This window comes from Peribacillus sp. FSL P2-0133 (genome assembly GCF_037975445.1).
Classification (GTDB): Bacteria; Bacillota; Bacilli; order Bacillales; family DSM-1321; genus Peribacillus; species Peribacillus simplex_E.
This window is the reverse complement of the sequence record NZ_CP150254.1, coordinates 5,519,062-5,542,883: the sequence shown is the minus strand read 5'-3', so window position 1 is coordinate 5,542,883 and position 23,822 is coordinate 5,519,062. Positions and strand designations below refer to the sequence as shown.

The 23,822-nt window shown below is 39.1% G+C and carries 17 protein-coding genes and 1 pseudogene; 10 read left to right on the top strand and 8 right to left on the bottom strand.

Going from position 1 to position 23,822, the window contains the following annotated elements; genetic code table 11:
- Positions 1 to 129 precede the first annotated feature (129 nt).
- The 3 genes from MKY17_RS26835 to tagD all read right to left on the bottom strand — a co-directional run bounded on the left by MKY17_RS26835 (position 130) and on the right by tagD (position 3,020).
- Positions 130 to 1,173, bottom strand: a complete 1,044-nt coding sequence (locus MKY17_RS26835; RefSeq protein WP_098371608.1) for a peptidoglycan endopeptidase — start codon at positions 1,171 to 1,173, stop codon at positions 130 to 132.
- A gap of 292 nt (positions 1,174 to 1,465) precedes the next feature.
- A complete protein-coding gene (locus MKY17_RS26830; RefSeq protein ID WP_179891067.1) occupies positions 1,466 to 2,629 on the bottom strand; it encodes a CDP-glycerol glycerophosphotransferase family protein in 1,164 nt (387 codons plus the stop codon).
- Positions 2,622 to 3,020: a glycerol-3-phosphate cytidylyltransferase gene (gene tagD, locus MKY17_RS26825; RefSeq protein WP_057278149.1), complete on the bottom strand. Its 399-nt coding sequence runs from the start codon at positions 3,018 to 3,020 to the stop codon at positions 2,622 to 2,624. Before tagD ends, MKY17_RS26830 begins: the two co-directional genes overlap by 8 nt.
- An 895-nt stretch (positions 3,021 to 3,915) precedes the next feature.
- Between tagD and MKY17_RS26820 the strand changes: the two genes are divergently transcribed.
- The 5 genes and pseudogenes from MKY17_RS26820 (at position 3,916) to tagH (ending at position 11,846) form a co-directional block, all read left to right on the top strand.
- On the top strand, positions 3,916 to 7,245 hold the full coding sequence (locus MKY17_RS26820; RefSeq protein ID WP_098371606.1) for a CDP-glycerol glycerophosphotransferase family protein: 3,330 nt from the start codon (positions 3,916 to 3,918) through the stop codon (positions 7,243 to 7,245).
- Between the two features lie 101 nt (positions 7,246 to 7,346).
- Positions 7,347 to 8,885, top strand: coding sequence for a glycosyltransferase family 2 protein (locus MKY17_RS26815; protein ID WP_179891066.1), 1,539 nt, complete (start codon positions 7,347 to 7,349; stop codon positions 8,883 to 8,885).
- Between the two features lie 232 nt (positions 8,886 to 9,117).
- Positions 9,118 to 10,230, top strand: a pseudogene (locus MKY17_RS26810) (CDP-glycerol glycerophosphotransferase family protein); the annotation flags it as partial.
- 3 nt (positions 10,231 to 10,233) lie between these two features.
- Positions 10,234 to 11,031 carry an ABC transporter permease gene (locus tag MKY17_RS26805; protein WP_098371603.1) on the top strand — a complete coding sequence of 266 codons (798 nt, stop codon included), beginning with the start codon at positions 10,234 to 10,236 and terminating at the stop codon, positions 11,029 to 11,031.
- A 17-nt stretch (positions 11,032 to 11,048) separates the two neighbouring features.
- Positions 11,049 to 11,846, top strand: coding sequence for a teichoic acids export ABC transporter ATP-binding subunit TagH (tagH, locus tag MKY17_RS26800; protein ID WP_098371602.1), 798 nt, complete (start codon positions 11,049 to 11,051; stop codon positions 11,844 to 11,846).
- A gap of 36 nt (positions 11,847 to 11,882) precedes the next feature.
- Here tagH and MKY17_RS26795 read toward each other — a convergent pair whose 3' ends face one another.
- Genes MKY17_RS26795 through MKY17_RS26785 form a run of 3 tightly spaced genes read right to left on the bottom strand, consistent with a single transcriptional unit; the run spans position 11,883 to position 16,032 of the window.
- A complete protein-coding gene (locus MKY17_RS26795; protein WP_339201122.1) occupies positions 11,883 to 13,049 on the bottom strand; it encodes a glycosyltransferase family 4 protein in 1,167 nt (388 codons plus the stop codon).
- 21 nt (positions 13,050 to 13,070) lie between these two features.
- Positions 13,071 to 14,597, bottom strand: coding sequence for a murein biosynthesis integral membrane protein MurJ (gene murJ / locus MKY17_RS26790; RefSeq protein ID WP_098371600.1), 1,527 nt, complete (start codon positions 14,595 to 14,597; stop codon positions 13,071 to 13,073).
- Between the two features lie 4 nt (positions 14,598 to 14,601).
- Positions 14,602 to 16,032: an O-antigen ligase family protein gene (locus MKY17_RS26785; RefSeq protein WP_098371599.1), complete on the bottom strand. Its 1,431-nt coding sequence runs from the start codon at positions 16,030 to 16,032 to the stop codon at positions 14,602 to 14,604.
- 111 nt (positions 16,033 to 16,143) lie between these two features.
- Between MKY17_RS26785 and MKY17_RS26780 the strand changes: the two genes are divergently transcribed.
- The 3 genes from MKY17_RS26780 to MKY17_RS26770 all read left to right on the top strand — a co-directional run bounded on the left by MKY17_RS26780 (position 16,144) and on the right by MKY17_RS26770 (position 19,153).
- Positions 16,144 to 16,887 (top strand): WecB/TagA/CpsF family glycosyltransferase, encoded by a 744-nt coding sequence (locus MKY17_RS26780; protein WP_098371598.1) that lies wholly within the window; start codon positions 16,144 to 16,146, stop codon positions 16,885 to 16,887.
- Between the two features lie 18 nt (positions 16,888 to 16,905).
- Positions 16,906 to 18,009, top strand: a complete 1,104-nt coding sequence (locus MKY17_RS26775) for a glycosyltransferase family 4 protein (RefSeq protein WP_098371597.1) — start codon at positions 16,906 to 16,908, stop codon at positions 18,007 to 18,009.
- 85 nt (positions 18,010 to 18,094) lie between these two features.
- Entirely contained in the window at positions 18,095 to 19,153 is a 1,059-nt protein-coding gene (locus tag MKY17_RS26770; RefSeq protein ID WP_098371668.1) for an MraY family glycosyltransferase, read from the top strand.
- 213 nt (positions 19,154 to 19,366) lie between these two features.
- On the opposite strand, the gene MKY17_RS26765 is transcribed toward MKY17_RS26770, so the two are convergent.
- Positions 19,367 to 20,395 (bottom strand): LCP family protein, encoded by a 1,029-nt coding sequence (locus MKY17_RS26765; protein ID WP_098371596.1) that lies wholly within the window; start codon positions 20,393 to 20,395, stop codon positions 19,367 to 19,369.
- 178 nt (positions 20,396 to 20,573) lie between these two features.
- Positions 20,574 to 21,209 (bottom strand): YigZ family protein, encoded by a 636-nt coding sequence (locus tag MKY17_RS26760; protein WP_098371595.1) that lies wholly within the window; start codon positions 21,207 to 21,209, stop codon positions 20,574 to 20,576.
- Positions 21,210 to 21,826: 617 nt separating this feature from the next.
- Between MKY17_RS26760 and MKY17_RS26755 the strand changes: the two genes are divergently transcribed.
- Both MKY17_RS26755 and MKY17_RS26750 read left to right on the top strand, forming a co-directional pair.
- Complete coding sequence (locus MKY17_RS26755) at positions 21,827 to 22,969, top strand: sensor histidine kinase (RefSeq protein WP_098371594.1); 1,143 nt, start codon at positions 21,827 to 21,829, stop codon at positions 22,967 to 22,969.
- A 47-nt stretch (positions 22,970 to 23,016) separates the two neighbouring features.
- Positions 23,017 to 23,700, top strand: a complete 684-nt coding sequence (locus tag MKY17_RS26750) for a response regulator transcription factor (RefSeq protein ID WP_098371593.1) — start codon at positions 23,017 to 23,019, stop codon at positions 23,698 to 23,700.
- The last annotated feature ends 122 nt before the right edge of the window (positions 23,701 to 23,822 follow it).

Genomic DNA, 23,822 nt, shown 5'->3' with positions numbered 1-23,822 from the left:
GAGAAACCGAATTCCTTCGTTGGCAAATCATTCGAATGTTTCGTAAATTGTATAACCCAGAGATAAAGAAACTATGATTCTTTTACATGAAATTGCCAGACTTTAAGAGGAAAGTCTGGCAAGAAAATCTTATAAACTTCTATAACCGATGATTTTACTTTTAAAATAAGAGTTTGAAGTAGCACTGATAGTTACTCCCTTACTTGATGAGGCATGAATGAATTCCCCGCCGCCCAAGTAGATTCCCATATGGCTTATCACTGATTTATTGGAACCAGTTGCAAAGAAGATAAGATCGCCGCTTTTCGGTGAAGTAACTTTTTTACCCATATCATAATATGTGGAAGATGAAAGCCTGGGAACTTCATACCCAGCCTTCTTGAACGTATAGTAAATAAATCCGCTGCAATCAAAGCCTGATGGGGAGGCACCCGCCCACGAATAGGGTGTACCAATTAATTTCTTTGCTTCGGAAACGAGCTTGGCCACTTTGTTCCCCGAACTTGGGGCTTCCACTTTTCCAACATCGTTATTATCTGCAGGGGCAGTGCTTGCCGATTTACTTAATTTTAGTTTTTGACCCACTCTAATTAAATCGGACTTTAACGAGTTGATTGATTTAAGCTGGGCTACGGTCAAGTTGGTTTTTCTGGAAATCTTGGAAAGAGTGTCACCTTTTACCACTATGTATGTAGACGAATTGGCTGGGGTCTGAGTTACATTGGATGGTTTGGAGCTGCTGCCGGGTAAATCAATGGTAGTAGTGGTGGTTGATTTGGATACGATAAGTTTGGCGCCTGCATAAATTCTATCGGATTTTAAGTTATTCATTTTCATCAATTCAGCAAGTGTAAGGTTATGCTTGTTTGCTATCCTGGTTAAGGTATCACCTGGAACAATGGTATATGTGGTTTTCTTTGTTTTCTTCACGGAAACAGAAGAAGCATTTGATGTTGTTGTGGAGTTGGGTGTAATTAATTTCTGATTGATTCTCAAAAAGTCTGATTTTAAGTTATTAAGCTGTTTTAAGTCTTTTACCGTCGTATTATGCTTCTGGGCGATTTTACTTAAGTTATCACCGCTTTTGACTGTATATGTACCGGCAAGGGCAGGAGAAACAAAAGTCGAAGATAAAATGGCTAATGTCGAAAATGCGACAACACTTTTTTTCACGGTTTTCCACCTCTAATATGTCTTTTTCCCTATTCTAACAAATTAAATGGGAATAACCATATTACATTTTTGTTACAAGGGGGAAATAGTAGTATTTTACTGGTTTATATTGGTGGGGTTTGAGTATTGTAATCTACAATATTTTCTATATTGTGAGTCTTTTTTCACATTGTGGAGCTTCCTGTTTTCGATTGTCATTTGCTGTAAAAATCCCCCTGTTTTTAGGGTGTGCCTACATCGAGGGGTTATTGAAAAAAATGAAAACCCACTTCGTTTTACGAAGTGGGCGGTTTTATTTAAAAAGGAAATCAACTAAATCCCTGCTTGAATTTCCCGTGGAGTATTCATTCCATTTTTGGTTAAAGGAAGCGATCTTCATTAATGAATGATCGGCGGTACGTATTTCCCTTAAGATCTCTTCCGTGGTAGATACCACGGGTCCGGGCATGGAAGAAGAGTAATCCTCCCAGAATCCCCGTTCCTGCACATACTTTTCTAAGTCATATGCAAAGAATATCATGGGTCTTCCCAAAAAAGAGAATTCAAACGGTATCGATGAGTAATCGGTAATTAAAAGATCCGTACTGATCAGCAGTTGATTAACGTGAAATTCACTATTTACAGGGTAAATGAATCCCGGGAATTTATCTTGTAAATCATGCTCTGCTTTTACAGCTGGATGCAGTTTTAGTAATAACGCATAATTTTCGCCCTGAAGTTCCTTGTAGAGCAATTCCAAATCAAGTGCAATCTCTCCGTTGTTCAAGCCGTCATTACGAAATGTAGGGGCATATAACATGATTTTCTTATGCTCAAGTTCTGGATACTTGGCCAGCAAAGCATTACGGGCAATTCTTTTTGATTCATCATTAAAAAAGAAATCGGTCCGAGGTATTCCGGTCCTTAGGATATGGGATGCCGGTAGTTGAAAACTTTCCTGATAAATACCGGCCATTATCTCTGAACCTGCCGTAACATAGTCAAATTTTTTATATACTTCCAAAAATCTTTTCCTTGCACCGGCTGAACGGTTTTGAATGGACGGGTCTTTTGCCCCGAATTGCTTCACGGCCCCTGCCGCATGCCACACTTGAACACATGTCACTTGCTTTTTGAATGCAATAGCTGAAAGAAAGCCAAAATAATTATCGATGATAATCCATTTTGATGTAGCCAGATGATAAATCGATCGGATCATGGCAATGATATTTTTTGATTCAAACGGAAGGACGATGGTTTCCCCATCGTCCTTAACTTGTATAGAACTGCTCGATTTCATTAAAAAAACTTTTTGAACGGAAATGTCCTGCTTGTCCATTTCATCTGCGATATATTGGCAATTGTCCCCGAATGATGTGACAAAGGTCGTTTTGTCATATAAAGGGGAAAGCTTAAAGATAGAGAATAAAATTTTGAAACAAAAAAGATAAATCCCTATCGCGAATTCTTTAGCCATTAGTAACTTGTAAAAGGTCATCTTTAATTTGGGAAGTCGAAATGCCGATTGTTCTTGGAAGGTAGACCACTTCACAAACTTCGGATAATTCATCGAATTGGCCTTTCCAGTCATCACCCATTACAAAAATATCTACACCCTCACGAACGATGTCTTCCCTCTTTTGTTCCCAATTGTCTTCCGGTATAACTTCATCCACATAACGGATTGATTCAAGGATCATTTTTCTGTTTTCAAAGCTATGATAAGCTTTTTTATCTTTTAAAGCATTGAATTCATCCGTTGAAATGGCAACGATCAGATAATCTCCTAAATCTTTAGCGCGTTTTAATAGATTGATATGGCCCCAATGAAGCAAATCAAAGGTTCCGTAAGTGATTACTTTCTTCATTTTTATTCCTCCTTTAAGACTCTTAAACTGTTATTCAATCAAATTAATATATATTTGGTCTATTAGAATATGAAATGGAACAATAAAACAGGCAGCCAGCATTTCAATTCTGCTTGTTTTATTCCTATATTTTTTTGGCAATGACATTCTCTAACTAATTATAACTTAATAGCTTTACAAATAAACCACAATTTTTTTACAAATAAACCACAATTTTTTACATTGAGGATTATTGTTAATATTATTTTTTAAGCTAAAATAAAATGTTGACTAATTTGTCTTACTCAGCAGGGCATAATAAAGTATCTATAGAAATGCATGATTTATAATGAAAGGCATTTAAAAATAAGTTCATCAAATTACTTTAAGTAAGCTGATGAAAGATAACGATATGATAAGAAAAATTTCATTATTCTTGCTGCAATCAGAATAAGCCATTCACAATTTTACCACGTTTAGGAGAGAACAACTAGAGGAGCATCATAAATCCCTGTTAATAGATGGGTCATGTATAGGCCACAATCTATCGCTTCACATTTAATAGCCCGATTATGAAGTGCAAGTATAAACAGTCGGCCTGTTTTGAAAGCGTTCACTTTGATGTCAAGAGACTTCTTTGCAATTAAGAAACATGTTTTTGCTATTCCCTTTCCATTCTGGCAACATGGAAGGACGTACATATTTACGAAATGTTTTTAGTTTTAGTATGTTCGTTTTCAATATTGAACTAACCAATATTGTCTTTTTTGTTTATTGGAGGAATTAGAGGTAATTTATGGTCGGTTTACCTGTCTGTTTAATGATATTGAGGAAAAACCGAAAAAAGTTTATGATTTTAAAGTACAATAAATGATTCATTTTTATTTAAATAATAATTTGTTATAGGTGGTCTAAAATGATTAAAAAGCTTCTTGGAAAAGGGAAAGCAAAAAAAGCTCCTAAAATTAAGCTAAAACAAGTTCTGACCATTGCGCAAGAGGAAGATACGCTGTTGATAAAAGGGGAATTTTCAATAGAACATTATTGCGCAAAAGAACTATGGCTATATTCTAGGGAAAACGAAGATCAAAAAATAAAAATTGCTGAATCAGTGAGCTCATCTAAATTTGAGTTTAAAGTAGATATGAAAGATTTAATGCGGAAATTGGAAGATGATGAACCGACTGTATATGACTGTTATATAAAGGTTACCGTTCCGGTTGAAAAGCTGAGCAAAAAAACGATACTTAGTATTGAACATAAAGCTGAATATGTAGATGTGAACGAACAGGTTCATATCGAATATCCAATTCGCCTCGGGCGTTTTCAGGAAACGTACGTGAACAATTTGAGTATTTACACCTATGAAAATAAACAAAGTATATTTTCTATAACGAATAAAGGGAATTTATCTCTTTACTTCAATATGGCCCCTAAAATTTCGATTAAGTCTCAAATTGAAAAAATCCAAAACAAGTCGAAAACCATGCAAATTAATGGTCAAATTTTCACCAAGCATTCAAGAATCATAAAAGGTGAGGGACTTGTAAGAGGAAGGCAAAGTGGCAAAGAATATCAGGCAGATATATCTTTTATTCATAATGAGGAAATGAATATTAAGAAATATGGACTGAATCGTTATCTATATGATTTGATATTGGATCTAGAACGATTAGTCAGTGCGGATTTGGAAGATGATGTATATGACATTTACATGAAACTACATTTACATGATCAGGAAGAGCCGAAAATGGTACGCGTCGGAAGACCAACCACCAGAACTAAATTATTTACTAAAAAGACTGATGTCAGCTCGAATGCTGGAGTTGCTATCGTCAATCCTTACTATACCTTTAAAGCATCCAATTTGTCTTTGGAAGTGTTTAACTTCTCTACAGATAGTTATCGGTATTTAAAAAGGATGATGGGGTGGAGGAGATTCCTGACTTTATTTAAAAAGAAAAAGGATGTCTGGCTAGTTGGAGAAAGAACGTATAAAGCCCAGGATACTGGATATCACTTTTTTAAATATATGAGGGAAAATCATCCAGAAAAAGAAGTGTATTATGTAATAGAAGAAAATTCCGTGGAAGCCAAGAACGTCGAGCCCTTTGGAAATGTACTTTATTTCAAGTCAAAGGATCATATTAAAAAGACGATGGAATCGACACGTATCATTTCATCACATCACCCGGATTATTTATATCCTTTAAGGACATCTGAATTTAAAAATCGTGTTAAGGGGGTTAAGGTTTTCCTTCAACATGGTGTTATGGGCACGAAGAATATGGTGGCAAACTACGGGAAAAATGCAGTTTCCGGTTTTAGTACGGATGTTTTTCTAGTAAGTTCAGACTTCGAAAAGGATATGATTGTAACTGATTTTGGTTACAACGAAAAAGAAGTATTCGCGACGGGACTTTCGAGGTTCGACTCGCTGTTTAAGGATGATGTTTCAACAAAGAGGCAATTATTGATCATTCCAACATGGAGAGATTGGATTACTTCCGATGAAATATTTTTGGAAAGCGAGTATTTTGAAAGGTATCAGAAATTAGTGAATCACCCGGTATTACATGATTTATCTAAAATCAATGGGTTTGAAATCATTTTTTGCCTTCACCCTAATATGCAGAAATTCACGTCTTATTTTAAGGATGCCCCAGTTAGGGTAATTAGCCAGGGTGAAGTGGATGTCCAAAGGTTAATCAAGGAAAGTGCGATAATGATTACGGACTATTCAAGTGTAGCTTTTGACTTTAGTTTCCTGCATAAACCGGTAATTTACTATCAATTTGATAGAGACCGTTTCATAGGAAAAAGACCGTCACATTTGGATTTGGATAACGATCTTCCAGGTGAAATCGTTGATGAATTGGATGAATTGTTAGGTGTATTAGCCGAATATGCCAATACTGATTTTGTCATGAAGAGGAAGTATATGGACAAGGCCAACCGTTTTATTAAATATCGCGATGTCCATTCTAATTCAAGGATATTCGAAGTGATTCAAAATGCAGAAAAAGATCAAAATTCACTAACTAAATTATATAACCATCCGATATCCAAACTCATTTTGAATCGGTTTAGGAAAAGTGATAAATATTTCCCTGTCATGAAAAAAGTTTATAAAATCATGTCCAGGGTTATCCCGGTTGACCGGAACCTTATTCTTTTTGAGAGTGGGATAGGGAAGCAATTCGCCGATAGCCCCAAGTATATTTATGAAGAACTGGTCAAAAGGGATAATAAATATAAAAAAGTTTGGGTGTATAATGGTAATTTACCGATAAAAGGAAAGAATACGAAGCTGATAAAACGCTTAAGTCCGGAATACTATTATTATTTAGCCAAAGCAGGTTATTGGATAAATAATCAAAACTTCCCTACCTATTTAAGCAAAAGGAAGGAAACGACTTATATTCAGACTTGGCATGGTACCCCATTGAAAAAAATGCTATTTGATATAGATAATATTCAAGGAAGAGACGATGGGTACTTAGATCGAGTGCATGGTGCAACGAGAACTTGGGATTATTTAATATCACCAAGTCCATACGCATCCAAGGCCTTCAGAAGCGCTTTCAAGTATGAAGGGGAAATTTTAGAAACGGGATATCCAAGAAATGATTTGTTTTACAGGGAGGATTCTTCAATAATTTCCAAGTCAGTGATGGAAAAACTGAAGATACCAAAAGGAAAAAAAGTCATCTTATATGCTCCTACATTCCGGGATAATCAAACTTCGAAAAATAATAAATTTGTTTTCGAGCTGAAATTTGATTTGGAAAGAATGAAGGAAGAACTTGGGGATGAATATATCCTGTTGTTAAGGATGCATGTTGTTATAAGTAATAATCTCATCATCCCAAGCGAATTTGAGGATTTCGTGATAAATGTATCCAATTATTCAGATATTCAGGAACTTTACCTGATTTCTGATATATTGATTACGGATTATTCTTCAGTAATGTTCGATTTTGCTAATACTGCTCGGCCGATTTTGTATTACACTTATGATTTGGAAGATTACCGAGATAACATCCGCGGATTCTATATGGATTTTGAAAAGGAAGCACCAGGTCCATTTTTAAAAACAACTGAGGAGATTATCGAAACTATTACCAATATTGATAAAATAAACATGCAATATAAAGAAAGATATGGTTTATTTAGAGAGAAGTATTGTGGAATAGAGGATGGTAAAGCTACCCAGAGAATCGTGGATAAATTTTTTAATGATTGATTCCTAAAATAAAGGGTATTGTTGCTTAAGTAACTGGTGAATTTGGCTGCCTGGTCGAAACGTCTATGTTACCTCTAGACATAAAAGGAGAGAGGAATCGTATGAATTTCTTGGTACGTCAAAAAGCGAGGGAACTTTTAAAGAGCGGTAATATTCAATTAAAAAATAGTCCTGTAAGCTTAAGAAATAAATTTTTAGGAAAAGGAAAAAAAGTCACAGTAGTCACTGCTGCATATAATGCTGAAAAATTCATCAGAAAAACGATTGAATCAGTAATCAATCAAACCATGGGCATAGATCAGATTGAATATATCATCATTGATGATTGTTCGACTGATGGCACAAATAAAATCATTCAAGAGTATACGGCTAAATATAAAAATATCTGTTCCGTTACCCTTCAAGAAAATAATGGGTCACCTGGGACCCCGAGAAACATTGGAATAGAATTGGGAACATCCAAATATATAACTTTTTTAGACGCGGATGACTGGCTTGCACATGATGGACTGGAAAGCCTCTATAACATACTGGAGGAAACCGGTGATGATTATGTAGTGGGCAAAACGGTAAAAGTCGAATCTGAGTCAGAGAGTGTGATCGGGGAGTTTGCTTCCATTAAAGAAAGAAGAAGCATCACCCCAATGGATGTTCCGCACTTTTTTTATCATATGGGTCCAACGGCCAGGATGATGAATCTGCATATGGTTAAAGAAAATGAAATTGGTTTTCCGAATATGAAATTCGGTGAAGATAAATGGTTTTTTACTGATGTTTTCTTTAAAGTTAGAGCTGTATCAACTACTAAAAAACCTATTTATTATGTCAATAGAACTTCGGAAAACTCATCTTCTTTAACACGTGTTACGAATATGTTAGACAAAAGAAAAGCGGATGTTGGCATAATAAAGTATATTCAATCCAAGGATATTGCCATTGAATTGAAAAGGGTGGCTCTTAACCGGATTTATGAGTACGATATTGTAAAAACGTTCGACAGTCAAACCTTTGTGAAATCCAAGAAAAAAGAAGATTTTATTGAAATATTAGGGGAAGCCGTCGAAACTGCGAAAAACTTGTCATATGACTTCAAGAATGAATTTAAAGTACCTATTTATAAATTAGCACTTGAATTATTCATGGAGGATCGTATTGATGATTTCATAAAGTTGTTTGAATGGTTAAAGCGAGATTCCAATAAAAAATATCATATAAAAGATGGTTTACCTTATTATGAACTTCCATTTCTGGAAGATGAATATCGCTTTGTCAGGATACCGATGCTTGCCCGTGCACTGGATTCTTATATTATGGATAATGCCTACCACCAAAGTTTTGAGATTTATGGTGATGATATAGACAACATAGATTCTGTATTGATACGTGATAGGACAAGATTTGACAATGAAATCAATTGCGGAGTTCAAATAGAAGGTAATAGAGGCCATTTCACTGTTTCATTAGATGAAATTGATAAAATGGAAAAGTCGTTATTTACGGTGTTCATTCGCTACAATGATTATCAATTGGTGAATATTAAAAGAATCCTGAAAAATAAGATGACATATAATAAGAAAAATGTGGAGTTTTATACAACAGTGGCAAATAATTTGGGACTGGCAATAAAGTCTTTGGAGTAGCTGTTAGAAGTACACCAAAAATAAGCTCTCCCTTCTATTGGGCGAGCTTATTTTTAATTCGATTTATTAGCATGGTTCCATTATCATTAATCAATAAAAAGGGAGATCGGATATGTCAAATGAAAAAATACAAACCTCAAAGAGACCTTCCTTTCTATCGCTAGTTAAAAATAAGGCTAAAGCAATTTTTTTAAGAGGATATAAAGTGGCTTTTGCAATGGCGGGCACAGTATTGCCGGTAGACCGGAAGCTGGTTATTTTTGAGAGCTTTTTGGGCAAGCAGTATAGCTGCAACCCCCGGGCGATTTATGAATACTTGCAGAGTCACCATCCTGAATATAAAATGTATTGGAGCGTAGATAAAAGATATACAGCTCATTTCGAAGAGGCAGGCATCCCATATCTCAATCGTTTTTCATTTAGTTGGCTGCTCAAAATGACAAGGGCCCGTTATTGGGTAACGAACAGCAGGCTCCCGCTTTGGATTCCGAAGCCAAAGCACACGATCTATTTGCAAACGTGGCATGGTACTCCATTAAAGAAACTTGCGGCGGATATGAATGAAGTTCATATGCCTGGAACAACGACGGATAAATATAAAGAAAATTTCCATGCCGAATCAAGTAAATGGGATTATTTAATTTCACCGAATGCTTATTCCAGTGAAATTTTTGCCCGGGCCTTCAATGTCGATACTTCTAAAATTCTGGAAACCGGTTATCCTCGTAATGATATACTTTACAATGGGAATAATCGTGATACAATCGACTCATTGAAACAGAAGTTGGGTATACCAATAGAGAAAAGGATCGTTTTATATGCCCCGACTTGGAGGGACGATGAGTTTTATAGCAAGGGAAAATATAAGTTTGAAATAAAACTGGATCTGGATCGAATGAAACGGGAATTGGGGGAGGAGTATGTCATTTTGCTTCGTCTTCATTATTTGATATCAGAGAACTTGGATTTATCGGCGTATCAAGGATTCGCCTATGATTTATCCAGTTACGAGGATATCAGTCATTTGTATCTTATTTCTGATTTATTAATAACTGATTATTCATCCGTGTTCTTTGATTACGCAAATTTACGGCGTCCGATGCTTTTCTATGTATATGATATTGAAAATTACAGGGACAAGCTTCGCGGGTTTTACTTTGATTTTGAAAAGAATGCACCTGGTTTGTTAGTCAAAACATCTGATGCGGTCATTGATAGTATCAAGACGATGAAATACGAAAATACCAATGATATCAATCATTTTCACGCGCGGTTTTGTGCACTCGAGGATGGCCAGGCTTCACGCCGTGTCGTAGAAAAAGTGTTTTTAGGAAGGTCTGTGTAATTTATGAGTTCAGCTTTGACCGTTTTAAAAGAACAAATCAATAGTTTTTATTTGGTAAGGCGTTTATCTGTTTATGAAGTGAAAAGTGCCAACAGCAATAACTACCTGGGAATCCTATGGGAAATCATCAATCCGATGATACAGATTGCGATTTATTGGTTTGTATTCGGCTTTATAATCTTAAATCGGGGTGAAAATTTTCTTCCATGGCTAATGGCAGGGATCGTTGTCTGGTTTTTTGTGAACCCTTCAATAACCCAAACGTCCAAATCCGTCTTTTCCCGACTGAATATGGTATCCAAGATGAGCTTTCCGATGAGTGTCATCCCTTCGTATGTCATCTTTGCCAAGTTGTATCAGCATTTAATGCTGCTGGGAGTCATCATCATCCTATTAGGTTTTACTGGATACCTCCCAACAGTCTATATCTTGCAACTGCCGTATTATATTGTTGCAACGGTCTTGCTGTTATTTTCGTTTGGGTTAATCTCTTCAACATTATCAACCATTATTCGTGACGTTCATAATATAATCGTGTCCTTAATGAAAGTCTTGTTTTATTTAACACCAATCCTTTGGGTATTGGATGCTAAGGACCATCCTGTTCTAGTCAATATCATGAAGCTGAATCCACTATATTATATTGTGGATGGGTATCGAGCTTCATTGTTGGGGGAATCATGGTATCTAATAGAGCATTGGGAATATACGCTTTATTTCTGGGCAGTCGTTATCATCTTGTTTTTGATAGGTTCCTCGCTGCATGTCAGGTTTAGAGATCGCTTTGTTGACTTTAAGTAAACTGGAAGTGAGAAAAGTTGGAAAAATCGGTAATAGTCAAAGATATAACGAAAAAATATAAATTATATAATAAAAACTCGGAAAAATTATTGGATCTCCTTTTGCCCAAAAGCTATGGAGAAGAGTATTTTGCTCTGAGAAATGTAAGTTTTGAAGCTGAAAAAGGCGATGTAATAGGATTTGTCGGGGTCAACGGATCAGGGAAATCCACATTGTCCAATATTATTGCAGGTATTATCCCGCCCACGGACGGAAATGTCCAAACCAACGGGAAAACGGCTTTGATTGCCGTTGCATCGGGCCTGAATAATCAGTTGACGGGCAGAGAAAACATCGAACTGAAAATGCTGATGCTCGGATTCGACAAAAATCAGATCAAAGAACTTGAGCCTGAGATCATCGAGTTTTCAGAGCTTGGCAAGTTCATTGACCAACCGGTGAAATCCTACTCAAGCGGCATGAAGTCCAGGCTTGGTTTTTCCATTTCCGTGCATATTGATCCAGATATCCTGATTATTGATGAAGCCTTATCAGTCGGGGATAAAAACTTTGCTGAAAAGTGTTTGGAGAAAATGAACGAATTTAAGGAAAAAGGCAAAACGATGTTCTTTGTCAGCCATTCAATCGGTCAGATGAAGAAATTTTGCCAAAAGGCTTTATGGCTTGAATATGGAGAGTTAAAGGCATACGGTGCCATGAACGAAGTAATGCCGCAATATGAAGCATTCTTAAAAGAATATAACGCCATGTCTAAACAAGAACAGAAAAAATACCGTGAAGAACAAATGAAAAGGCGTAGTTCCGCACTGGTATGAAAGTGAAAAGCAGACCCGGGCTTCGGGTCTGCTTTTTTAGTTCAGTACTTCATCATAAGCTTTCTTAAACCGCTCGGCAGCTGAAAGGTGGGAGTATTCGCTTTCCATTTTATATCTTGCTTTCGCAGCTAACTTTGTTGCATAAGCAGTGTCTTTAAGCAGAATGGAGATGGCTTGTGCAAGTGCTTCTTTATTTTTTTCCTCCACTAACAAACCATCTTCACCATCAATGAGAATCTCCTTTAAACCGCCAATTGCGCTTGCAATGACGGGTGAGCGGCAACTCATCGCTTCTAATGCAGAAATGGAAGTCGCTTCTTCCACCCCGTGGGAATGAACGCTTGGGATGAGTACGATGTCCGATGCTTCATAGAGATTATGCATTTTCTCGAACGGCACTGAACCCAAGAAAAGGACGGAATCAGATATTTGGAGCCTGGCTGCCGTTTCCTCAAGCCGGCTTCGCTGTTCTCCTGTACCTGCATAGACCAATACCGTTTCATGATGATTTTCCAGCACCTCCGGCAGAGCAAGGAGCGGGTAGATGACACCGTTCTTTTCCGTCATTCTTCTCGGAACGAAAAGCATCTTTTTATGCAGGGGTATTTGAAAGTCCCGGCGAGTATGCTCCCGCTTTGCCATTTCCGGTTTGAAAGCAGACACGTCAATGAAGTTCTTTATCGTATCCGCCTCTATATGTGCCAAATGATTTATATAGTCTTTGATCCTTTGATCGACCGTCACCACTTTTGCAGCTGACTGATAAGCTTTTCTTTCCAGCTCCCGAATGATCAAATCTTCTTCACTATCCGGGAGAAGGGCGCCCCTGCTGACTGCCTCGAATGAATAATACCCATGGACGGTTTGCACCGTTGGTATCCCGGATTCGATGGAGGCGAGCGTTGCGAAAATGTCTTGAGCATTTATGACATCATAGTTCTTTTTCAAGGCTTTAATAGATGAAGCCAATAATCTTTGGCGTTGCCGGTCATTGAAAAGCTGGCCGCTCCCCTGTTTTACTTTATTTAATAAAAAACCTGGAGCCTGGGCGAGCATCTTCCTCTTGAAAGGGGGTAATTGAGAGAAAGATAATATGTCCACATTATGGCCCCGCGACATTAAACCCTTTTTTAACGTAGTGATATGGCTCGATAGCCCTCCTTCATGAGGGTAGTTGAAAATCGTCGTGATTAAAATGTTCATAATGGCACTCCTTCTAATGTATTACTTTGATGATCTGATCCTTTTCATCGCTTGCAGGCTGCTTACTTTAAAAAGAATGGATAATGCGAGATATAATCCGAATACCAGCAGCGAGATGATCACTAATTCCATGATGATGGGCAACGTCATGGTAAGCGGATGGATCCAGAGAGCGAGTCCGTAAATGATGATTCCGATGATGGCAAGCTTGCTGCTTTCCTGAAAAACATCCCTGAAAGCTGCCTTGTCCGTTCTTTCTGTCTTTAGCCATAGGTAGCCGAAAAGGTATAGAGATTGCAGGAGCATGGAAATGCCCGATGCTAAAGCGATTCCGCCGACGCCGAGATAACGTGATAGGACCCAGCTGAGCAGGACGTTAAGTAATACGGCAATCAGGCAGGAATACATGGCCACTTTCATTTTCTTCAAGGCGTAGAAGGCGTTCATCAGATAATCCCGCAGTGCAAAGAACGGGAGGCAAGCGGAATAAAAGATGAATGCCCTATAAGTCACCTCTGTTGCTGAAGCATCGAAGGCCCCGCGTTGGAAAGCCAGAGTGATTAAGCTGTTTCCGCTGATTAACATGACGACCATGAACGGAATAGCTAAAAATAATAGCGATTTCAATCCCTTTAAGGTCAAATTAAGGAAAGATTGATAGCCTATAAGTGCGCGCTCGACGATTGAAGGGTACAATACGGTAATCAGCGGCGTGAGGACAATGCTTAATGGCAGCCACAGCAGGCGATTTGCATAGTTCAGTGCAGATACGCTCCCTGTTTCGAGCGAAGTCGCGATAATCCGATCGACGACACTATTCAACTGGATCGCCAAAGCGGCGATGATGATTGGATAAAAGGTGTACAGTGTTTGAACGATCTGCCTTTTATGAGGCAGGAAAGCGACTATGGGCCGGATTCCGTATTTCTTCAATGATGGGTATTGAATAAGGAACTGGCTTGCTGCACCGAATACAAACCCCCAAGCCAATCCTTCAATCCCAAACGGAGCAGCGAACAATACAGTGGCTGCAATAATGACCGTGTTTTGTGCAGTTGAAGTGAGTGCCGGCAGAATAAAACGCTTATTCGCATTCAGGACCCCCGTCGCCATGTATGAAAGCGTGAAAAATAGTAAACTTGGCAGCATGATCCGGGTCAGTGACTCCGTCAGGGCAAGCTCGGAATCAGAGAAACCCGGGGCTGTCAACATGACGAGCGGCTTTATGAAAATCATGCAGGCAATGGTCAGGACTCCGGCTACCAGCATAAAGAAAGAGCCTAAAACACTGATGAATTCATCAGCTTTCAACGGATTGTCCGCTTTCTTTTCCAAGTAAATAGGAATAACGCCGGCCTGAAGACCGCTGCCGAGAGCCGTAAAAAGAATGGTTGGTATGAGGCTTGCCACGAAAAAAACATCTGCCATTGATGATGCCCCGAAATAGGCGGCTATGATCGATTCCCGCCCGAATCCGAGGACTTTTCCAATGGCTGCAATAATGGTGACGAGCCCGACCGATTTAATGACATGTGAAAGAGTAGGCATATTTTCAATCCTTTAAAATGATGTCCTTCTGTAAACAGATTCCCAAACAACTATAAAATATCAGCGTAAACGTTTTATCTTCGAGAATATTGTAGAAAAGTCCTGCTAATAATGCGGCCAACATCAGGCAGATGGTGAACGCCGCTAAAGTGCCATTTCCCGATTTTAGGATTTTACGGCAGGTGAAAAAGATGAATGCAAGAACTGCAAGAAATCCCAGTACACCAGTTTGGACCAGAATCTGGATATATTGATTATCGGTATACATCCTTTCACCAATTTGGTATTCCTGATAGATTGGTGAGGAATAGGAAAGTGTGGCAGAATCTCCGAAGGTTGCTAGCCCGGTACCGATTATCGGGTGATCTGTGAAAATTTCAATTCCTTTGATTAGGACATATAACCGGCCCCATTCCGTACTTTGGTGCAGAGTTTTATCAGAGAACATTTCTGAAAAACGATTGGAGAGGGCATGTTCGTGTTCAGGAGAAGGGGTGCTGCCAATTACCACATTTTCCATGGGAATCGATGCGGATACCTCCACTTTACTTGATGCAAATAAAACTGGGTAATAAATAAGAAGCAGGCCGAGACAAAATGCTCCTACAGCATATTTGAGAAATAGTTTATTTCTAGTCCATATCATAAAGACAAGCGCCGAGAACCCGAATGCAATCATCGTGCCCCGTGAATAGGTAAGCAGTAACGTTCCGGAAAGCAGGATGGCTGCCAGGAAGACGATCCATTTATATTTTTTCAGCGACTGAAATAGAAAGAAACTAAGGAATAACTGGATGCTTAAGAATAAGGCAAATACATTAGGATTGGCAGGTGCTCCATAAATCCTCATCCGGTTTGTTGGAGAAAGATTCCACATTTCCCATGCATGGGGAAGCAGGACCGTACGTGAAAAGATTTTCTCCACCATGCCATGCAGGCAAAGTAAGATTGTAAATATTAGGATTACCTTTAAAAAGCGAAAGATATCCTTTCTTTCTAGATTTAATTCACCGATAATGTAAAGAAGCAAGAATGTAATAAGCAATGCACGGAGTTCAAATAGGATGGGGAGGATTCCCACTCCGGTTATGAGTGCAGCCCCGGCACCAATTAAACAAAACAACCAAAATGGCGCAGTAAAATGATATTTCGAAAATTGCCATTCGTTCTTTTTGAATCTTTCAATAAGCAAAGTAATGAATAAGGTGAGGATGATCAGGTCACCTGTATAGGTTAAGCCGCTATTCAGTTCCATCAATAAGGGACGGGCAGGGAAATAAATGAATAGAATTAATAACAGGTTTTTTTTATTTATACCGATAAAAATGAGCATCAGCGCCGTTGCCATGTAACCGGCGATAGGGTGAGGCACTGCCGATGGGACGAGCAGGCACAGAAATAGAATGGGTAACGATTGCTTTTCTATAAACTTCAATTGATTAACCACCTTTGAATCAAAAATCAAGTTCTATGATGTGTATGAAAAAATTTCTTGAATAATACCCCACCCTTTAGATGTATAGTACATATGAAAGGCTGAAGTGAAATGACAGAAAAGTTTGTTGAGATACTATCCATACCATTCATTGATAGCAATATGGATGAATTCATGAATGGAATGATCTATCCAAGATTGATGAATCAGGAAAAAACGTTTATCGTTACGGCAAATCCGGAAATAGTTGAGTATGCAAATGAACATCAGGATTATAAAGACATCATTATATCGGCTGATTACATCACTCCGGATGGCGTTGGTATTATTATGGCCTCTAAATGGCTAAATCAACCTTTACAAGAGCGGATTACTGGATTCGACTTGATGAATGAATTATTTCGGGTCGCTGATGAAAAAGCGCTGAAGGTATACCTGCTTGGAGCGGAGGAAAGCGTGATTGAAGCAGCGGCCCTGAAAGTAAAAGAATCATACCCGGGTCTCGAGTTGGTGGGATACAACCATGGTTACATTGATATAAAGGATGATGCCCTGCCTAAGTCGATAGCGGAACTTGAACCTGACATCATTTTGACTGCATTAGGGTTCCCTAGGCAGGAAAAATGGGTTTCCAAGCACTATGGGCTATTCAATAAGGGGTTATTCATGGGAGTTGGGGGAAGCTTTGATGTCCTTGCGGGAAAGGTGAACCGTGCCCCGGTTTTCTGGCAAAAGATGCGTCTTGAATGGTTGTACCGACTGATCCAGCAACCTTCGCGGTGGAAACGGATGCTTGCGCTGCCAAGATTCGTTTTAAAGGTTAAGCGGTTAAGGAAAACGGTGCAGCGTTCCTGAACATAAGGAGTGGACTGGATGAGGATCTTGCACTTAAACGCTGGGAATGAAACTGGCGGCGGAATGTTTCATATTATGTCCTTACTGAACCAATTGAATAAAGAGGAGTGTTTGCTTGGTGTATTTGAAGATGGTGAACTATACCGGCGGGCCATGTCTTCCGGGATACAAACCGAACTTTTCAAGCAACATTCCAAATATGACCTTTCAATTTTGAAACCTTTACGGGACTTTATCCGTCTAAATAATATAGACATCATCCATACACATGGTCCGCGGGCGAATATATATGGTGCCTTTATAAAGCGCCTCATTAAATGCCCTTGGCTTCTTACTGTTCACAGTTCACCCCATCATGACTTTTTGGGGCAGGGTGTAAAGGGAAAATTGTTTACGGGCCTTCATGTAAGGTCATTTAAATATGCCGATCATATACTGGCAGTTTCTGACCGCTTTAAGCAGGACTTGATTGACCAAGGAATCCATTCGACAAAAATAACAAAGATCCTAAACGGAATTGACTTTGAAAAGGTATTGCCTTTCCCGTTTCAAAGAGAAGATTTCGGGTTTGGAAAGGATGATTTCATCGTCATCATGCCTGCAAGGCTTGAATCGGTGAAAGGTCATGAATTTGCTTTAGCGGCATTAAGTGAAGTGGTATCGGAATTCCCGCATGTAAGGCTGTTGCTTGCAGGGGACGGGAGCAGGAAATCCGCTCTGGAAGAGATGGTCTCGGAAAAGGGATTATCCGATCATGTGCACTTTTTAGGGTATCGTGAAGATTTAGAACGAATCTACCCGTTAGGGGACATCACATTATTGACTTCATTAAGCGAAAGTTTTCCGCTGGTTTTACTTGAAGGAGCAAGATCGGGTCTTCCGGCAATCACAAGTGATGTCGGAGGTGTACAGGAATTGATTCCCGATCGGAGCAAGGGCTGGATTACGGATATCGGCAATGTCGAACAGCTGAAATTGGCCATCTGCAATGCTTTAGAATTAAAAAAATCCGGGGACCTGACAAAGATAGGGTCGGATTTACAAAAATTTGCAAAAAACAACTTTTCTATAGAGATTTTAGCCAATAACGTATATAATGTTTATTTGAGGATGAAAAATTAAAATAAGCATTTATATATAGGTTTTCTTATAGATCGTTACGGGTATTAGATTTTTAGTTGAATTGAGGTGGTTCTTGATGTTCTTGATGTTAATAGGGGCCTTGGTGGTAGCCTTTTTATTATCCATTTTTTTGACTCCTTTTGTCGGAAAGCTGGCCTTTAAGTTAGGAGCTACCGATAAACCGAATGAGCGAAAAGTGCATAGTAAAATTATGCCGCGTATGGGCGGTTTAGCTATATTTTTAAGTTTTTTCATTACTTTCATTACCTTCTTACTTTTCATGAATGACTTTCGGGAGCGGTTGCCCCTTCTGGTGGGAGCCCTTGTCATCATTTTGATCGGGATGGCTGATGATATTTTTGAATTAAAAGCTGCACCCAAATTCCTGGGCCAGGTTTTGGCGGCCCTCATTATCGTATTATGGGGCGGTCTTGAAGTGAAATTCATCAATTTGCCGTTCTTTATCGATACAGTTGAATTTGGTGTTTTAAGTATACCGATCACAATTTTGTGGATTGTCGGCATCATTAATGCAATCAACCTAATAGATGGACTGGATGGTCTCGCAGGCGGTGTCTCAACGATCGCATTAGTGACAATTGCAACTATGGCCCTTATTAAAGGGGACCTATTTGTTGCTATGGTAGCATTGATCGTGATTGGAAGCACTCTTGGCTTTTTGAAATATAACTTTCATCCGGCAAAGATTTTCATGGGAGATACAGGCGCATTATTCTTAGGTTACATCATTGCCGTTCTGTCCCTGCAAGGGTTTAAAAACGTTACGATGATTTCATTGATCGTACCGATCATCATCTTGGGTGTTCCCATTTCGGATACATTTTTCGCGATTATCCGCAGGGTCGTCAATAAACAGCCGATCTCGGCTGCTGATAAATCCCATTTACATCACTGTTTGATAAACTTGGGATTCACTCATAAGCAGACTGTCTTGCTCATTTACGCTTTAGCTGCTTGCTTTGGCTTAGCGGCAATAATCTTTCAATTTGCAACGGTGTGGGGAGCTTTGATCCTTGTAACGGGACTCCTACTGATCATAGAAATTTTTGTGGAGAAAATTGGTTTGGTCAATTCAAACTACCAGCCGTTGCTGAAGATGCTCAACTTTAAAAACAAGCCATGATCGTTCTGGAAATAGATTACTAGATTAGCTAATTTTGCTAGTGTATATATGAAAAGCCACCAACCGTTTAAATAACGGTTGGTGGCTTTTATTGTTGTGTTGAGTGCGGATCATTTAAGGCTGTCTGTGAAGCATGTCATTTCATATAAGTTAAGCTATATGGAGGCGAACGCTTCAAAAAGGAAACCCCCACTCATGAGTGGGGGTTTCACTTTATTCTTGTGTTTGTGATTGTGATTGAGCGGCTTCGGTTTGATTGCCTTCATTCGGTCCCAGGTTCAAGTGGGATTGAAGCAACAGCTTAGTGTTCGCCACTGATGTATCGTTCAGCTGATAATAATAGGTTCCGTTAATGGTAGAATCCTGACCTTCAAGTTTGATGGTTTCAAGATTGAGTCCTTTATCGGTAGTTACATATTTTATGAAACCTTTCATTTGTGAGAATTGAAGGTTCGTTGTCATATTGTCACCGACAGCTTCCATTACGTCTGTATATTTCGTCAGTGATCCGGCAGATGTTGCTTTGGCAATGATGGCTTTTAGGACTTCCTGCTGACGCTCACCGCGTTGGATGTCACTGTCCTTTTTACGTGTCCGTGCAAACGCTAATGCTTCTTCACCATTAACGGTCTGTAATCCTTCTTCGAGATGGATGGCATTCTTCTTGTCATGTGAATCGATTTCATTTATTTCATAAGGGACGTCGACTTCGATACCATCCAATGAATCTACGACATCGATGAAAGCATTAAAGTTCATGCTAACATAATAATCGACAGGGATATCGAATAATTCCTCTACGGTGTCCATCGTCGCTTTTGGTCCGCCGGCTGCGTGGGCCGCGTTGATTTTCGTGGTTACGCCTTTGGCTGGCACGTACACATAGGAATCACGTGGAATGCTTAATAGTTTTATAGATTTTTGATCTTTATTGAACGTGGCCAGCATTAAAGCATCCGAACGGGAATTTCCTTTTAAGTCACGGTCCTTACTATCATCGATACCTATGAAAAGGATCGAGAAATTATCTTTGAGAGGGTCGATCGCTGCATCTCGCTTTGCTGATGCTTCCACAGGGTCATAAGAATCACTGAATACATTCTGGGCTTTCATATACAGGGTTGCAGCATACGTAGAAGCCCCCAGACCAAGTACCAGCAGGGGAACAAGCAATAACCAAAGCCTCTTTCGCCTTTTTTTCTTTGTTTTTTTAATTTTATAAACACGCCTAGTAGTAGACATCTTTTTCTTCTCCTTTTAAATAACGAACATCAGACATATATCGCTATTTTTCGAATCCTGCAGTTTATATTTCGTCATATATTACACCTAATTTTACAATGATTTAATAATTTCGTAAAATAAATATTTCTTTTCAATTATATTACAGCATAAAAAAGGAAAAATATGCAGGAGTTTATCAGGCGAATTCCTCTTCCAAATAAAGCATTTCTTCCTCAGTGATATGGCCTTGACCATTTGTCAGCTCTGTAATCCAAGCGGTATATGTCTCTTTTTGTGTTTCCTCAACATATACAAGGATATTGACCTGATCAAGGTACTGAATTTCCTTTATTTGATAAATGGAAGATCGCAATTCGTTTTCCAATTTTCCTAGCCAGGTATAGTCGACGGTTGTCGAAATGACCCGCATTAGTTTTCTTACGACCACACCAGTGGTATTTATTCCTTCTGAAGTCGCTTTGCTGTAAGCGCGAATAAGACCGCCAGCACCAAGTTTGATGCCGCCAAAATATCGTGTGACAACAACAGCGGTGTCTTTCAGTTCTTTTTTCTTAAGCACTTCCAGGATAGGGACGCCTGCCGTTCCGCTCGGTTCCCCATCATCGAGGGCTTTTTGGATTTGATTTTGTTCCCCGATCATATAAGCGGAACAATTATGTGTAGCATCTTTGTGCTTTTTCTTGATTTCCTGGATAAAGGCCTGTGCGGCATCTTCGGTTTCAACTCGGGCGATGTGGGAAATAAAACGGGATTTTTCAATGACGATTTCATGTTCGCCGCGACCTGCCACCGTTAAATATTGAGTGAGCATAACTATTCCACCTTCGTACTTCCTATTAGTTGATTTATTATAAGGCTTTGCGGAAAAAGTGGCAATGACGATTCATTTACATACCGCATGTGTAAAGAAACTTTAATATTAGAAAAAGCTGTACGTGTTATAATTAATTTCATTGCCTGTTATTGTTATTAGCTGGTCATATATGCTTAAAAGAATAACATTGTTGGAAAAACATGAGTTCTGTGCCATTATCCTGGCTTTACTTTAACGCGTCCTCTCATTTCAGGGATTTTGCCATTTAATAAATGCATCTATTTCATATGATAATCAATGGAGCGGAATATCTCATTTGATTGAAAAGGATATTTTGTATTAGGATAATTGAAATGGCTTACTGCCTTTAATAGGCAGACTTAATGGCCGGGAATATGAGATGTATAGTAAATAGGTACATTTTATGGAAATCATAAAAGGGAATTAACGTATTTTTAATCATTTTTTGGTACAATATGTTCATGAAGGTTACTTCATACAAAATTTACCTGAAATTTAACCATTCATGAAAAAGGGAAAGAACTTTTTTCCATATACATAGTCTTTAAGACAATAAATTGTTTAAGTCTTTTGATTTAAGTGGAGGGATCTTAATGTCCATAAAAAAGGTTGATGCTAAAGCATTGGACAAGATCTTAGAAACAATGGTGAGCACTGTTAGTGAGAGTAAGGATGAAGTCTTTGATATCGGCGAACAATGCCGAAAGGATTTCGAGTCATTATCAAAAGAGCTTGATGATGTGAAAATCAGGGTTGCCATTGTGATAACCGACAGCGATGCATTGGATGCAAAAGCCAGGTTTGCTCGAAAAAGGCTTTCAGAAGTCAGTATGCACTTCAACCATTTTTCTGAAGAACAGGTGCGCGATGCTTATGAAAGGGCACATAAGCTGCAAGTCGATTTACAAATTAACCGGCAATTGGAGAAAGAGCTCCGTAATCGCCGGGATGAGCTTGAGTTAAGGTTAAGGGGTCTACAGCAGACGATCGATAAAGCGGTGCATCTCGTTTCGCAAATATCGGTAGTACAGAATTATTTGACACAGGATCTTAAATTTGTGGGGGAAGCCCTTCAAGAAGCGAAACGCAAACAGGACTTCGGCCTGAAAATAATCGAAGCCCAGGAGCAGGAACGTAAAAAGCTCTCACGTGAGATTCATGATGGTCCTGCGCAAATGCTGGCAAACGTCATGATGCGCTCAGACTTGATAGAACGAGTGCAACGGGAGAGAGGTCCTGATGAAGCGTTAGTGGAAATCCGCAGTTTAAAGGTCATGGTAAGGAATGCTTTATATGAAGTGCGCAGGATCATCTATGACCTTCGTCCTATGGCGCTTGATGATTTAGGCCTTGTACCTACCCTCAGAAAGTACCTGCAAACGACCGAAGACTATAATAATGGCGTGAATCTGAATTTCGTCAACCTTGGACAGGTCAAAAGGCTTCCTTCCGATATGGAGGTCGCTTTATTCAGGCTGGTTCAAGAGGCTGTACAAAATTCATTGAAGCATGCGGATCCAAAACAGATTCAAGTTAAACTGTCCATTTCCAAGGAGATGGTGACCGTCGTCGTCAAAGATGATGGAAAGGGGTTTGACTCTTCGATTCAAAAAGAAGGTTCATTTGGCTTGGTAGGAATGAGGGAAAGAGTCGAGCTGCTGGAAGGTGAAATGACGATCGATTCACAACCGGGGGCAGGCACTTTGGTATTTATACAAGTTCCCTACCATTTATAAATAATAGAGAATAAACATATTAAATAGAAATTAGGAGGAAGAAGCCGTTGAAGACTAGTATCATCATTATCGATGACCATCAGCTTTTCCGTGAAGGCGTAAAGCGCATATTAGATTTTGAATCATCCTTTGATGTTGTTGCCGAGGGTGATGACGGAAGCGAAGCTATGGACCTCGTTGAAACACATAAACCTGATGTTGTTATAATGGATATCAACATGCCGAACATGAATGGGATCGAAGCAACAAAAATGCTCGTGAACCGTTACCCTGAAACAAAAGTCATCATCCTTTCCATTCATGATGATGAAAACTACGTGCAGCACGCATTGAAAACAGGAGCACAAGGTTATCTTTTGAAAGAAATGGACGCAGATGCGTTGATTGATGCTGTGCGTGTAGTCGCTGAAGGCGGCTCATACCTTCATCCAAAGGTGACCCATAATTTAGTTAAAGAATATCGCCGCTTAGCAGCTGAAGAGGGTGCTGATCGTGATTCCGTACATACGATAGAAATCAGGAGGCCGCTACACCTATTGACTCGACGCGAATGTGAAGTGCTTCAACTTCTAGCGGACGGGAAAAGCAACCGGGCCATCGGCGAAACTCTATATATCAGTGAAAAAACAGTCAAGAACCATGTGAGTAACATTCTTCAGAAGATGAATGTGAATGACCGTACACAAGCGGTTGTACTAGCTATTAAAAATGGCTGGGTGGAAGTGAAGTAATTAAAGCGTTCGATAAGTCCGGCTCTTCAGATACCGCAATGCGTGCTGAAGGGCTGGATTTTTTTTGAATGGATGACTCGATTCAAATTCTCGGTTTCATATTTTTGGTAATGCAGAAGGCT